The sequence below is a fragment of the Lysobacter sp. H21R4 genome (assembly GCF_015277535.1).
Lineage (GTDB): Bacteria > Pseudomonadota > Gammaproteobacteria > Xanthomonadales > Xanthomonadaceae > Novilysobacter > Novilysobacter ciconiae.
Window position 1 is genome coordinate 1,254,178 of the sequence record NZ_CP063772.1, and the last position, 13,628, is coordinate 1,267,805.

Below are 13,628 nucleotides of genomic sequence, written 5' to 3' on the forward strand. Positions count from 1 at the left end.
CTCGCCACCTGCATCCATCCCGCTACCGCTTCAAATGGAGAAGACCAACGTGATTGACGACAAGAGCAAACCCAAGACCGAGCCAGTCGACAAGGCCGGTATGCCCGATTCCGGCCGCCGAGCCGTATTGACGGGCGGCGTCATGGCGTTGACCGCCGGCGTTGCGGCAACCGGCTTCCTGTCCGGCTGTGGTGACAGGACCGCGACTCCAGCCGCCGGTGGCGCGGTTCCGGCCGGTTCGCCGCCTGCGGGCAAGAACGCAACGTCGGATGCGTTCGCCAAGACGCACATCGCTCCGGGCGAGCTGGACGAGTACTACGGCTTCCTGTCTGGCGGTCAGAGCGGGGAGATGCGCATCCTGGGCATCCCGTCGATGCGCGTGCTTATGCGGGTCCCGGTGTTCAACCGCTGCAGCGCAACCGGCTGGGGACAGACCAACGAAAGCCTCAAGATCCTGACCGAAGGGCTCACGCCGGAGACGAAGAAGTACCTGGAAAGCCGCGGCGGCACCTACATCAACGGCGACCTGCATCACCCGCACCTGTCGTTCACCGATGGCGCCCACGACGGCCGTTACCTGTTCATGAACGACAAGGCCAACACCCGCGTCGCGCGCATCCGCTGCGATGTCATGAAGTGCGACAAGATCATCGAGCTGCCCAACCAGCACACCGTGCATGGCTTGCGCCTGCAGAAGTATCCCAAGACGGGATACGTCTTCTGCAACGGTGAGGACGCGGTGCCGATTCCCAACAACGGCATGAACCTGGACGATCCGTCCGAGTACCGCTGCATCTTCACCGCGGTTGACGGCGATACGATGGAGGTGGCCTGGCAGATCATCGTCAGCGGCAACCTGGACAACGTGGACTGCGACTATCAGGGCCTGTACGCGTTCTCCACCTGCTACAACTCCGAGGAAGGCGTGACCCTGGCGGAGATGACCGCAGCGGAGCAGGACTGGGTAACGGTTTTCGACCTCAAGGCGATCGAGGCAGCGGTCAAGGACGGCAAGGCCGAGATGATCAGCGGCGTACCGGTGCTGGACGGCCGCAAGGAAGCCAATTCGCCGTACACGCGCTACATCCCGGTACCGAACAGCCCGCACGGCATCAACACCGCGCCCGACGGCATCCACGTCGTGGTCAACGGCAAGCTCTCGCCGACCTGCACCGTGTTCGACGTGCGCAAGTTCCCTGAGGTCTTTGCCGGCACGATCAAGCCGCGCGACGCCGTCGTGGCCGAGCCCGAACTGGGCCTGGGGCCGCTGCACACGGCGTTTGATGGCCGTGGCAATGCCTACACCACGCTGTTCATCGACAGCCAGATCGTCAAGTGGGACATCGCCAAGGCCGTTGCCAAGTTCAATGGCGAGGATGTCGAGCCGATCATCCAGAAGCTCGACGTGCACTACCAGCCGGGCCACAACCACACCTCGATGGGGGAGAGCAAGGAAGCCGACGGCAAGTGGCTGATGTCCTTGAACAAGTTCTCCAAGGACCGGTTCCTCAACGTCGGGCCGCTGAAGCCCGAGAATGACCAGCTGATCGACATCTCCGGTGACGAGATGATCCTGGTGCACGATGGCCCGTCGTTCGCCGAACCGCACGACCTGGAGATCATCCACCGCTCCAAGATCAACCCGGTCAATGTCTGGGACCGTGGCGACGTAACCTGGGAAGACGCGCGCAAGCAGGCTGAGGCCGACGGTGTCGACCTGGATGCAGCCGCCGACGTGATCCGTGACGGCAACAAGGTCCGCGTCTACATGACCTCGGTAGCGCCGACCTTCAGCCTCACCGATTTCAAGGTCAAGCGTGGCGATGAGGTCACGGTTTACGTGACCAACAAGGACACGGTCGAGGATCTGACCCACGGCTTCACGGTGGTCAACTACGGCGTGGCCATGGAAGTCGCGCCGCAGGCAACCGCGTCGGTCACCTTCACCGCTGATCGCCCCGGCGTGTACTGGTACTACTGCCAGTGGTTCTGCCATGCCCTGCATATGGAAATGAAGGGGCGGATGCTGGTCGAGGCCTAGACGGTTGCCGAGGGAGAGGCGGCCAATGGGCCGGTTCGGGCCATGGCGCCCGTTGGGCTGGGTCGGCTTTCCCGTCAAGGCCGCCGCCGCCGCGCACGCGTTGGCGTGCGTTGCCGTGGCGGCCGGTGCCCTGGTGTGGGCGCCGGCCGGCTACACAGCTGAACTGCGGGTGCAGCCCGGAACGTCGCTGCAGCCGATTATCGAGGCTGCGGCGTCCGGCGACACCATCCGTCTGGCGGCGGGGCGCCATGCCGGCCCGCTGCTCATCGACCGCACGCTGTCGCTGGTCGGTGAGCCCGGAGCCGTCCTGACGGGGCCCGGTTTGGGCAGCGTTGTGACCGTGACCGCGCCGGAGGTGCAGATCCGCGGGATGGAGATCACCGGCTCCGGGCTGGACGTGCCAGCCATGGATTCGGCGATCCTGGTCAAGGAATCCGCTCCGCGCGCCGACATCCGGGACAACCATCTGGTTGACAACCTGTTCGGCGTCTATCTGCACGGCGCCGCGGGTTCGATCGTGCAGGACAACGTCATCACCGGACGCAAGGACCTTCGCCTGGCGGAGGCCGGCAACGGCGTGTCGATCTGGAACGCCCCTGATGCCAAGGTGATTCGCAACACCATCAGCCATGGCCGCGACGGCATTTTCGTCAAGGTCAGCAAGCACAACACCTTTGAAAACAATACGTTTTCGGACCTGCGCTTTGCGATCCATTACATGTACACCCACGACAGCCGGATCATTGGCAACCGCTCCCGCGGCAACCACGTGGGCTGGGCGATCATGTATTCCGAACGCCTGGAGATCCGCAACAACGTCTCCGAAAACGACCGCGACCACGGTCTCATGCTCAATTCAACCAACGCCTCGCAGGTGGTCGGCAATACCGTCCGCGGCGGCGGGGAGAAATGCGCCTTTGTCTACAATGCGAACGTCAACCGGATCGTCGAGAACTGGTTTGAAGGGTGCCCCATCGGCATCCACTTCACTGCCGGCTCCGAGGGCAACGTCATGACCGGCAACGCGTTCGTCGCCAACCGGATGCAGGTCAAGTACGTGGGAACGCGCTACGTGGACTGGGCTTCGGAAGGTCGCGGCAACTACTGGAGCGACAATCCGGCCTACGACCTGGATGGCGACGGCATCGCCGATCGACCGTATCGGCCCAATGACGTGATGGACGAGATCCTGTGGACGCTGCCCCAGGCCAAGGTGCTGGTCAGCAGCCCGGCGGTGCAGATGATCCGCTGGGCACAGGCGCGTTTTCCCGCGCTTTATCCCGGTGGGGTCGTGGACAGCGCGCCACTCATGCGGCCGCCACAGATGACCCGGGCGGACGCGTCATGAGCGCGATTGCCCAGTGGGATGGCGTGACCAAACGCTATGGCAACGTGGTCGCGGTGCGCGATGTGAACCTGGCGCTGCACCCGGGCGAGGCCACCGCGCTGGTGGGTCACAACGGCGCGGGCAAGACCACGCTGATCAAGCTGCTTCTTGGGCTGATCCGCCCCGAGGAAGGCGCCGTGCGCGTGTCGGGCATCGATCCGGCTGGCGCGCAGGGCGCGGAAGCCCGGCGCGCGCTGGGCTTCCTGCCCGAAAATGTCGCCTTCCACGGCGCCATGACCGGCAACGAGTTGATGACCTTCTATGCGGGGCTGAAGGGCCATTCGACAAAGCGCAACCGCGAATTGCTGGCGCTGGTCGGCATCGCCGATGCCGCCGGCCGCCGCGTGTCGACCTACTCCAAGGGGATGCGCCAGCGCCTGGGCATCGCCCAGGCCTTGATCGGCGAGCCCCGCCTGTTGCTGTTCGACGAGCCGACCAGTGGCCTGGACCCGGCGTCGCGGATTGATGTGTTCAACACGATCGACATGCTCCGCGGCAGCGGTGCGACGGTGCTGGTCAGTACCCATGCGTTGGCTGAAGTCGAGAACCGCGTGGACCGGGTCGCGGTCATGCATCGCGGCAATCTCCTGGCGGCAGGCACACTGGAGGACTTGCGCCAGGGCGTGGTGCCGGACGTCGGGCTGCGGGTGCGCGTGCGCAACTGCGAAACGGAACGTCTGCTGGCCGCACTTCCGCCCGGGATCCGATGCACCGACCGCACCGAAGACACCCTCATGCTCGGCGTGCCGGCCGCGGACAAGATGGCGGCGCTGCGCGCCCTGGCATCGCTGGGCGAGTCGGTGGAGGACATCCGCACCGTGACCGCCGGGCTGGAGGACCTGTACCGGCGGCTGGTCCAGCAGGAGGCGAGCGCGGCATGAACGTCTTCAAGCTCGCAATGCAGGAAATACGCGCCGGATTCCGCAACCGCTGGGTGGTGGCCACCACGCTCCTGCTGGCCGCACTCGCGCTGTCGCTGGTGTTGCTGGGCAGCGCGCCGACCGGCGTCGTCAAGGCCGACCCGCTGGCGGTGGTCGTGGTCAGTCTGGCCAGCCTGACGATCTTCCTGGTGCCGCTGATCGCGCTGCTGTTGTCGTTTGATGCAATCGTGGGCGAGCAGGAGCGCGGGACCCTGATGCTGCTGTTGTCCTACCCCGTTTCGCGATGGGAGGTCATCCTCGGCAAGGCGCTGGGACAGATCTGCATTTTGGGGATCGCCACGCTGCTCGGCTACGGGGTCGCGGCCGGCGCGTTGTCGCTCAAGAGCGAAATCGGCGCACCGGCGTGGGGCGCCTTCGTCGGGATGGTGCTGACCTCGATCATGCTCGGGGCCGCGTTCGTATCGATGGGGGTGCTGGCGAGCGCCATCGTGCGCGAGCGCGCCACCGCCGCGGGCCTGGCCGTCGGAATCTGGCTGTTCTTCGTGCTGCTTTACGACACCGCGCTGCTGGGCATCCTGGTCGCCGACCAGGGCAAGCACGTAACCCAAGGCGCGCTGGACCTGGTGCTGCTGCTCAATCCGGCGGACGTCTACCGGATATTCAACATGACCGCGAACGACGGCGTGGCCATCTATAGTGGTCTGGCCGGTCCCGGCAACGCGGCCACCCTGTCCCCGGGCGTGCTGTTTGCGGTGCTGGCCGCCTGGGTCGTGGCGCCGCTGGCGCTGGCCGTGCTGGCCTTCAGGAGGAAATCGGTATGACATTCGGTCGGACAACGTGGGCCGCGATCGGCCTGGCCATCCTGATGTTGGCAGGGTGCAACAAGGCCGCGCCCGACGTGCCGCCGCCGGCGCCCGCCGAGGTCTCCGACGAGGCGACCGGGCATTACTGCGGCATGCTGCTGGCCGATCACGAGGGACCGAAGGGCCAGATCCACCTTGCCAGCCGCACGGATCCGCTGTGGTTCTCGTCGGTGCGCGACACGATCGCGTTCCTGCGCCTGCCCGAGGAGGCCAAGGATGTTGCCGCCGTCTACGTCAACGACATGGGCAAGGCGCAACACTGGGATGAGCCTGAAGCAGGCACCTGGATCGATGCGAACGCGGCGTGGTTCGTTCTCGACAGCGCCATGCGCGGCGGAATGGGCGCGAACGAAGCTGTGCCATTCTCGACCGAAGCCGCGGCGGAGGCGTTCCGCGCCAAGCACGGCGGCAGCATCGCCCGCCTCGGCGACATTCCCGATGCCTACGTGCTCGGGCCCGTGGACCTCTCATCCCCCATGCCCGGCATGGATGGGCATGAACCCGATCCGGCCGGCAAGGATCGCGCCGTTGACGGCCACGAGGTTGAGATGCACGGCGCTGACGGCCACGACGCGGCGGAAGCGCACGCGCACCCGACGCATCCTGAGCATTGAGGACATCCCCATGGTGAATCGCCGACGTTTTCTCACGATTGCCGCCACCTGTGCCGCGATGGGTTCGATGCCGGTTCGGCTGGCACTGGCGGGCGGGAACTCGTCGCCGTCGCCGTCGCCCGTCGTCTGGAAGGGCTCGGCGATGGGAGCGCTGGCGTCGATGACGCTGGTCCATCCTGACCGCCCACTGGCGCAGGCCATGATCGAGCAGTGCGTGGCCGAAATTGACCGGCTTGAATCGGTGTTCAGCCTGTATCGCCCCGATTCCGCCCTGTCACGCCTCAACGCCACGGGCGTGCTCGCGGAGCCGCCGTCCGAACTGGTCGAGCTCGTGTCCTTCAGCCTTTCCCTGGCGCAGACGAGCCATGGTGCCTTCGACCCCACCGTCCAGCCGCTGCTGAGCCTGTACTTTGCGCATTTTGCCAAGCCGGGTGCATCGCCGTCCGGCCCGTCCGCGGACGCCATTGCACAGGCACGCCAACGCATCGGTTTCGCCGATGTCGAAGTGGGCCGGCGACGGATCCGCCTGGGAAGGCCAGGAGCGGCCATCACCCTCAACGGCGTGGCGCAGGGGTTTGTCACCGACCGGGTGGCCGACCTGTTGCTGGCCAATGGCTTTGGCAACGTGTTGATTGACCTTGGGGAAGGGCGTGCGCTGGGGCGGGGTCCGGATGGACAGCCATGGCGCGCTGCGGTGGCCGACCCGGCCAACCCGGACCGCAGCCTGTTCGAGCTGCGGCTCGGCAGTGATCAAGGTCAGAGCCCGGCGCTGGCAACCTCCGGCGGCTACGGCACGCGCTTCGGCACCGATCCCCGGGTACATCACCTGATGGATCCGCACAGCGGCCGCAGCGCCAACCACTATCGATCCGTTTCCGTCACCGCCCCGCGCGCGACACTGGCGGACGGGCTTTCCACGACGCTGTCGATCGTGCCGCCGGCGAACCGGAGCCCGTTGCTGTCCGAGTACCCGCTGGCGCGCGCGTGGTTCGTCGACAAGGCCGGTCGCGTGACCGGGCCTGATGGCGGGCGGATCGGACACGCATGACGTGGGCCGAAACGGCAGGAGAAACTCAGCCATGAACGCAGAACCGTTCTATCCGATCGGGACGCCCGGAACGCCCTGGGGACCGGCCGAGGTCGACCAGTGGCGCGCGCAGCAGCAGGTCCAGCGCAGTTATGCAGAGGACGTGGTGAGCAACATCGAACGGCTGCGCGAGCGGTTCGAGGTTGAGCAGTATGGCCAACTGGACTACGGCACCGACCCGTTTCCGCTCTACGCGGTCCGCAGCCGCAACTGGGACGATCAACTCCCCAGCGTGCTGGTGACCGGCGGCGTGCATGGCTACGAGACCAGCGGGGTCCACGGCGCGTTGCAGTTTCTCGATCGCCATGCCGCTGAGTACGCGGGCCGCGTAAACCTGCTGGTGGCACCCTGCGTGAGTCCGTGGGCCTACGAGCGGATCCAGCGCTGGAACGTGGATGCGGTGGATCCCAATCGCTCGTTCGTCAAAGACAGTGCGTCGGGCGAGTCGGCGGCGGTGATGGAACTTGTCGCACCCCTGCGTGACAAGCTGCTCGTGCACGTCGACCTGCACGAAACCACGGACACCGACGAGTCGGAATTCCGGCCCGCGTTGGCGGCGCGCGACGGCAAGTCCTCCGAGCCTGGCGAGATTCCCGACGGCTTTTACCTGGTCGGCGACAGCGAGGATCCCCAACCCGGGTTCCAGCAGGCCATCATCGACGCGGTGGCCGAGGTCACCCATATCGCCCCGGCCGATGCGAGTGGCGAGATCATTGGCACGAAGATGGTGGCTCCAGGAGTGATCAACTATCCGGTCAAGTCGCTGGGCCTGTGCGCGGGTGTCAGCAACGCGCGCTATCGCACCACCACCGAGGTGTATCCCGACAGCCCGCGGGCGACGCCGCAGCAGTGCAACGATGCCCAGGTCGCCGCGGTTCGTGCTGCCATTGATTACGCGCTGGCCCAGCAAGCCTGAGGTCAACGCGGGACGTCGGGTCCCCGCGCTCTGCTGCATCCGATGACATCGCGATGACGCCCCCACTGCTCCACTGGGTCCTCTGCCCGAGGGCATCGTGGAGCGGGGTGGTTTCTGGCAAGCGCGTCCGAACTGGTGGTCAATACGCCCGACGGGCTGTACTGCCCAACCGGCGATTTCCATATCGACCCCTGGCGACCCGTCGACCGAGCGGTGATCACGCACGGCCATGGCGACCACGCGCGCGGGGGCATGGGCTGCTACCACGTGGTCGACGCGGGTTTGCCGATCCTGCAATGGCGGCTCGGTGATCAGGATTACCGGGTCCAAGCGCATGGCGAGCGCTTCCAACTGGGCGGCGCCACGCTGTCCTTCCACCCGGCGGGGCACGTACTCGGCTCGACTCAGGTCCGTATCGAGGCGGATGGACAGACTTGGGTGCTGTCGGGCGATTTCAAGCGCGATCCGGACCCGACCTGCCTGCCGTTCGAGGTGGTGCCCTGCGATGTCTTCGTCACCGAATCCACGTTCGGGCTGCCGGTGTTCCGCTGGCCACCAGCGTCGGATGTGGCGCGCGACATTGTCGCGTGGCGCGAGGAGTGCGCCGCCAACGGCGAGGTTGCGATCCTCTACTGCTATGCGCTGGGCAAGGCGCAGCGGGTGTTGGCTGAGCTGATGGCCCACACCGACCGGCCCGCATGGCTGCACGGCGCCATCGATGCGGGCGTGCAGGTCTACCGCGCGGCGGGCGTGCCGATGCTGGACACCAGAAAAGTCGCGGACGAGGCGCGCGGGACCGACTTCGCCGGTGAGCTGATCATCGCTCCGCCGTCTGCCGCGGGAAGTGCGTGGACGCGGCGCTTCCGCCGCGCGCAGCAGGGATTCGCGTCGGGCTGGATGCGGATCCGTGGCAACCGCCGCCGACGCAACTACGACCGCGGCTTCGTGCTGTCCGACCACGCCGATTGGCCGTCCCTGCTGCGTACCGTGCGCGAGACCGGCGCACGGCGCGTGATCGCGACGCACGGTGATACCGATGCCTTGGTGCGCGTGCTGCGTGAGTCCGGCATCGACGCCGGCGGCTTCCAGACTGCCTACGGCGAGGAGGACTGATGCGGCGTTTTGCAGCGCTGTATGAGCGCCTCGACCGGACCACCGGCACCACCGACAAGCGCGCGGCGCTGGCGGATTACTTCCGCGCTGCGCCGCCGCACGATGCCGCATGGGCGCTGTGGCTGCTGGCTGGAGGCAAAATCGGCGGTACCCGCGCCCGTATCGCCACCACCGGCGAGCTGCGTGCGTGGGTCGCCGAGGAAAGCGGCAATCCCGACTGGCTTGTCGAGGCGAGCCACCACGCCGTAGGTGATCTGGCGGAAACGCTGGCTCTGCTCCTCGACGACCCCGCGCAGCCCGATGGCGATATCGGGCTGGCCGAATGGATCGAGCAGCGGCTGGTGCCGGTGGCCAATGCCGACCCGGAGACGCGCCGCGAGGTGGTGGTGGATGCGTGGCGCAGCCTGTGTTTCCGCGAACGTCTGGCGTTCAACAAGCTGCTGACCGGAGCGTTGCGGGTGGGCGTCTCTGCCGGCTTGGTGCAGAAGGCGCTGGCGGAGTCGTCCGGGCTGGATGTGGCGCGGATAGCGCAGCGCATGCTCGGGCGGTGGACGCCATCGGCGGACTTCCTCGAAAAGCTGCTCTCCGACGAAGTCCAGCCCGGGGACGCGGCGCTGCCGTACCCGTTCTTCCTGGCCTCGCCGCTGGAAGGACCTCCCGAGGATATGGGTCCGGTCGAGGACTGGCTTCTGGAATGGAAGTGGGACGGCATCCGCCTGCAGCTGATCCGCCGCGGCCCCGACATCGCGCTGTGGTCGCGCGGTGAGGAGCGCATGGACGGCCGCTTCCCGGAAATCGAAGCCGCCGCAGCCGAACTGCCGCGCGATGCGGTCATCGATGCGGAGCTGCTGGCCTGGCGACCGGGCGAGGACATGCCGTTGCCGTTCTCCGCCCTGCAGACCCGGATCCAGCGCCTCAAGCCGGGACCGAAGGTGCTTGCCACGACCCCGGTCCGGGTGACGGCCTACGACCTGCTCGAGCTGGACGGCGAAGACCTGCGCGAGCGCCCGCTGGACGAGCGGCGAGCCCTGCTTGAAGAGCTCATTGATGCGGTCGACCACCCGGTGTTGCAGCTTTCCTCTGCGGTTGAGGCTGCCGATTGGGAGCACGCTGCCGCGCTGCGCGAGCAATCCCGCGAACTCGGTGTCGAAGGGCTGATGCTGAAGCGCCGCAGTTCGCCCTATCGCCACGGCCGCAAGCGCGGCGACTGGTGGAAGTGGAAGGTCGATCCGCTCTCCGTGGATGCGGTGCTGATCTACGCGCAGTCGGGCTCCGGCCGGCGCAGCACGTTGTACACCGACTACACCTTCGCCCTGTGGGACGGCGACACGTTGGTTCCGGTTGCCAAGGCGTATTCCGGACTCACCGACAAGGAAATCCTGCAGTTGGACCGGTGGATCCGCGGCAACACGCTGCAGCGGTTCGGCCCGGTGCGCTCGGTACCGGCCGAGCAGGTGTTCGAGATCGCCTTCGAGGGCGTGAATGTGTCCACCCGGCACAAGTCAGGGATTGCCGTGCGCTTCCCGCGGATCGTGCGATGGCGCACCGACAAGCCTGCCGCCGAGGCGGACCGGGTCGATACCTTGCGGGCACTTGCCCGGTGAGCGACGCGCCCGCGCGCCCCCGGCGGCGAGCCAGTGACGCAGCGCTGACCGACTGGTTTGCAGCGCGCGGATGGCGTCCAGCACCTTTCCAGCGCGAGGCCTGGCGACGCTACCTGGCCGGCGAGTCCGGCCTGCTGGTGACGCCGACCGGGAGTGGCAAGACGCTCGCCGCTCTGGGCGGCCCGCTGCTGCAGGCACTGGCGCTGGGCGATGCGCCGGCGAAAGCGAGGCGCGGTGTCGCTGTCGCGCCGCGCCTGCGCCTGCTGTGGATCACCCCGTTGCGCGCGCTGGCCGCCGACACCGTGCGCTCGATGCAGGAACCGATCGCTGCCCTCGGCGTGCCCTGGACGGTCGCGATGCGCACCGGCGACGCCAGCGCACGCGACAAGCGCCTCGCCCGCAAAGGCCTGTCGGACGTGCTGGTCACAACGCCGGAATCGTTCGCACTGATGCTGTCCTACCCCGACGCCGCGCAACTGCTCGCCGGCGTACGCGGGGCGGTGGTCGATGAATGGCATGAGCTGTTGGGCAACAAACGCGGGGTGCTGTTGCAGTTGTGTCTCGCGCGGCTGCGCGGCATCGTGCCGGCTGCGCCCGTCTGGGGTCTGTCGGCCACCCTGGGCAATCTGGAGGAGGCGCGCGATGTGCTGCTGCCGCATCGCCCCGACGCGCCGATCCTGCAGTCTGCGCGCCGCCGGCGGATGACCTTGCAGACCCTGCTGCCCAACGAAGGCGAACGCTTTCCCTGGGCCGGGCATCTTGGCCTCTCGCAGCTGGCGCGCGTCGCCGCGGTGCTGCAGAAGGCGCGGTCCAGCCTGTTGTTCACCAACACCCGTTCGCAGGCGGAGCTGTGGCACCGGGCGCTGCAATCGGTCTGGCTGGACGACCCGAAAACCCTCGCGTTGCACCACGGATCCCTGGACGCATCGCTGCGTGCGGCCGCCGAGGCCGGCCTGCGGGATGGCACCGTCCGCTGCGTGGTCGCGACCTCAAGCCTTGACCTGGGCGTGGATTTCCCCGCGGTCGATCAGGTCCTGCAGGTTGGCAGCCCGAAGGGGATGGCGAGGTTGTGGCAACGCGGCGGGCGCGCGCGCCATCGTCCCGGCGAGGCGGGGAAGGTGATCTGCGTGCCGACGCATGCGCTGGAGCTGGCCGAGTACGCGGCCGCGCGCGTGGCGCTCGCCCACGGGCGGGTCGAGTCGCGGCCCCCTTTGCGGCTGTCGCTGGACGTGCTCGCGCAGCACTGCGTCACCCTCGCGCTGGGCGGCGGCTTCGAACCTGCGCAATTGCTGGAGGAGGTCCGCGGCACCGACGCATTCGCGGCATTGCGTGAGCAAGCCTGGACCGCGGTGCTCGACTTCATCGTCCGCGGCGGCAGCGCGCTGGAAAGCTACCCCGATTACCGCCGCGTGATCCGCGACGATGACGGCTGCTATCGCGTCCACGACCGCCGCGTAGCGTTCCGGCACCGGCTATCGATCGGCACCATCACCAGCGATGGCAGCGTGCAGGTGCGCTACATGAAAGGCGGCTGGCTGGGCTCGGTGGAGGAGGCGTTCATCAGCCGGCTGCGCCCGCGCGAGCGCTTCCAGTTCGCCGGCAAGACACTGGAGCTGGTCCAGCTGCGCGACATGACCGCGTTTGTGCGCATCGCCAAGGCCGGTGAGGGCAGGGTGCCGCGCTGGCAGGGTGGGCGCATGCCGCTGTCCAGCGAGTTGGGTGCCGAGGTCGAAGCCATCCTGCACGAGCCGGCCGAAAGCCCGGAGATGCGCGCGCTGCAACCCTTGCTGCAGTTGCAGGCGAAGCTTTCGGAACTGCCGGGGCCCGACAGCCTGCTGGTCGAGTCGATCAAGACACGCCAGGGCTGGCACCTGTTCGTCTATCCGTTCGCCGGACGCGGCGTACACGAGGGATTGGCCGCATTGCTGGCGCTGCGCTGGGGGCGCGAAAGGCCGAACACCTTCAGCTGGGCGGTAAACGACTATGGGCTGGTACTGACGGCGCAGTCCGAGGCGTGGCCGGATGCGCCGCTCATGCAGCGCCTGCTGGCGCCGGAGGGCTTGCTGGATGATTTGCTGGCGAGCCTCAATATTGCCGAACTGGCGCGTCGGCAGTTCCGCGAGATTGCCCGGGTGGCGGGCCTGCTGCCGCCCTCCCTTCCGGGGCGTGCGGCCCGGTCGCTGCGGCAACTGCAGGCCTCAAGCAGCCTGCTGTTTGACGTCTTGCGCCAGCATGATCCGGGCCACGTGCTGCTGGCCCAGGCTGAGCGCGAGGTGATGGAGGCGCAACTCGACGTCCAGCACCTGCGCGCCGTCCTGACCCGATGCGGTGAACGGCCGCTGGCATTTCGGCGTCCGCGCAGCCTGACGCCGCTCGGGTTCCCGCTATGGGCCGAGGCCATCCGCGGCCAGCTCAGCACCGAGGACTGGCGCACCCGTGTGAAGCGCGTCGCGCAACAGCTGGAGCAGCGGCATGCCCGGAATGCTTGAACGCGAGGTGGCGGGTGAGGCGCTGCACTTCCACGCGGATCGCGCGGTGTTCTGGCCATCACGCAAGCGCCTGCTGATCGCCGACCTCCACCTGGGCAAGGGCGACGTGATGCGGGCGGCGGGAATCCCGGTGCCCACCGGCGGCACCGCGCATGACCTGGCGCGGCTGGACACGCTGCTACGCGCGACTGGCGCCGCGGAGCTGTGGGTTCTTGGCGACTTCCTGCACGGCAGGCGGAGTGTGGCCGTCGAGAGCGCGTGGAGAGCGCTGCTGGCGGGGCATCCGCTTGTTGGCGTGAGCGTGGTCGGTGGCAACCACGATCGCGCCCTGGTTCCCGACGCGCTGGGGGTGGAACTGCTTCAGGAGGACGTTTGCGATGGTCCGTTCCGGTTCCGCCACCATCCGCGTACCCCCGGGGGTGACGCCCAGGACTACGTGCTGTGCGGGCATCTGCATCCTGTGGTGAACCTGCCCGGTTTGCCAGGGCGCTATCCGGCGTTCGTGCTTGCGCTGGATCAGATGGTGCTGCCCGCTTTTTCGGCCTTCACCGGCGGCATGCGCGTCGAGGATCTGGACCAGCGCTGGATCGCGTGCGCCAAAGGCCTGTTGGTCGAAAACTTCTAGGAGCGGAC

At 67.5% G+C, this 13,628-nt stretch carries 11 protein-coding genes; all 11 read left to right on the forward strand.

From position 1 onward, the window contains the following. Nucleotides 1-49: 49 nt before the first annotated feature. The 11 genes from nosZ to pdeM all read left to right on the forward strand — a co-directional run bounded on the left by nosZ (nt 50) and on the right by pdeM (nt 13,620). On the forward strand, nt 50-2,041 hold the full coding sequence (gene nosZ, locus INQ40_RS05800; RefSeq protein ID WP_228482140.1) for a TAT-dependent nitrous-oxide reductase: 1,992 nt from the start codon (nt 50-52) through the stop codon (nt 2,039-2,041). A 25-nt stretch (nt 2,042-2,066) separates the two neighbouring features. Next, nucleotides 2,067-3,389, forward strand: coding sequence for a nitrous oxide reductase family maturation protein NosD (locus INQ40_RS05805; protein ID WP_194342207.1), 1,323 nt, complete (start codon nt 2,067-2,069; stop codon nt 3,387-3,389). Next, on the forward strand, nt 3,386-4,309 hold the full coding sequence (locus INQ40_RS05810) for an ABC transporter ATP-binding protein (RefSeq protein ID WP_194342208.1): 924 nt from the start codon (nt 3,386-3,388) through the stop codon (nt 4,307-4,309). Before INQ40_RS05805 ends, INQ40_RS05810 begins: the two co-directional genes overlap by 4 nt. Beyond that, nucleotides 4,306-5,130, forward strand: a complete 825-nt coding sequence (locus INQ40_RS05815; protein ID WP_194342209.1) for an ABC transporter permease — start codon at nt 4,306-4,308, stop codon at nt 5,128-5,130. The genes INQ40_RS05810 and INQ40_RS05815 overlap by 4 nt, the downstream gene beginning before the upstream one ends. Then, nucleotides 5,127-5,786, forward strand: coding sequence for a nitrous oxide reductase accessory protein NosL (locus INQ40_RS05820; RefSeq protein WP_194342210.1), 660 nt, complete (start codon nt 5,127-5,129; stop codon nt 5,784-5,786). The genes INQ40_RS05815 and INQ40_RS05820 overlap by 4 nt, the downstream gene beginning before the upstream one ends. Beyond that, a complete protein-coding gene (locus tag INQ40_RS05825; RefSeq protein WP_228482141.1) occupies nt 5,668-6,834 on the forward strand; it encodes an FAD:protein FMN transferase in 1,167 nt (388 codons plus the stop codon). The genes INQ40_RS05820 and INQ40_RS05825 overlap by 119 nt, the downstream gene beginning before the upstream one ends. Nucleotides 6,835-6,865: 31 nt before the next feature. After that, nucleotides 6,866-7,789: a M14 family metallocarboxypeptidase gene (locus INQ40_RS05830; RefSeq protein ID WP_194342211.1), complete on the forward strand. Its 924-nt coding sequence runs from the start codon at nt 6,866-6,868 to the stop codon at nt 7,787-7,789. A 114-nt stretch (nt 7,790-7,903) separates the two neighbouring features. After that, nucleotides 7,904-8,902 (forward strand): ligase-associated DNA damage response exonuclease, encoded by a 999-nt coding sequence (locus tag INQ40_RS05835; RefSeq protein WP_194342442.1) that lies wholly within the window; start codon nt 7,904-7,906, stop codon nt 8,900-8,902. Further along, a complete protein-coding gene (locus tag INQ40_RS05840) occupies nt 8,902-10,506 on the forward strand; it encodes an ATP-dependent DNA ligase (RefSeq protein WP_194342212.1) in 1,605 nt (534 codons plus the stop codon). The genes INQ40_RS05835 and INQ40_RS05840 overlap by 1 nt, the downstream gene beginning before the upstream one ends. Then, nucleotides 10,503-12,995, forward strand: a complete 2,493-nt coding sequence (locus INQ40_RS05845; protein WP_228482142.1) for a ligase-associated DNA damage response DEXH box helicase — start codon at nt 10,503-10,505, stop codon at nt 12,993-12,995. The genes INQ40_RS05840 and INQ40_RS05845 overlap by 4 nt, the downstream gene beginning before the upstream one ends. Beyond that, nucleotides 12,988-13,620 carry a ligase-associated DNA damage response endonuclease PdeM gene (gene pdeM / locus INQ40_RS05850; RefSeq protein WP_228482143.1) on the forward strand — a complete coding sequence of 211 codons (633 nt, stop codon included), beginning with the start codon at nt 12,988-12,990 and terminating at the stop codon, nt 13,618-13,620. Before INQ40_RS05845 ends, pdeM begins: the two co-directional genes overlap by 8 nt. Nucleotides 13,621-13,628 lie beyond the last annotated feature (8 nt).

Bases quoted from the DNA above. Each gene is read 5' to 3' on its own strand.
- INQ40_RS05805 (WP_194342207.1), top strand. From the start codon at position 2,067: ATGGGCCGGTTCGGGCCATGGCGCCCGTTGGGCTGGGTCGGCTTTCCC.
- INQ40_RS05810 (WP_194342208.1), top strand. From the start codon at position 3,386: ATGAGCGCGATTGCCCAGTGGGATGGCGTGACCAAACGCTATGGCAAC.
- INQ40_RS05815 (WP_194342209.1), top strand. From the start codon at position 4,306: ATGAACGTCTTCAAGCTCGCAATGCAGGAAATACGCGCCGGATTCCGC.
- INQ40_RS05820 (WP_194342210.1), top strand. From the start codon at position 5,127: ATGACATTCGGTCGGACAACGTGGGCCGCGATCGGCCTGGCCATCCTG.
- INQ40_RS05825 (WP_228482141.1), top strand. From the start codon at position 5,668: ATGAACCCGATCCGGCCGGCAAGGATCGCGCCGTTGACGGCCACGAGG.
- INQ40_RS05830 (WP_194342211.1), top strand. From the start codon at position 6,866: ATGAACGCAGAACCGTTCTATCCGATCGGGACGCCCGGAACGCCCTGG.
- INQ40_RS05840 (WP_194342212.1), top strand. From the start codon at position 8,902: ATGCGGCGTTTTGCAGCGCTGTATGAGCGCCTCGACCGGACCACCGGC.
- pdeM (WP_228482143.1), top strand. From the start codon at position 12,988: ATGCTTGAACGCGAGGTGGCGGGTGAGGCGCTGCACTTCCACGCGGAT.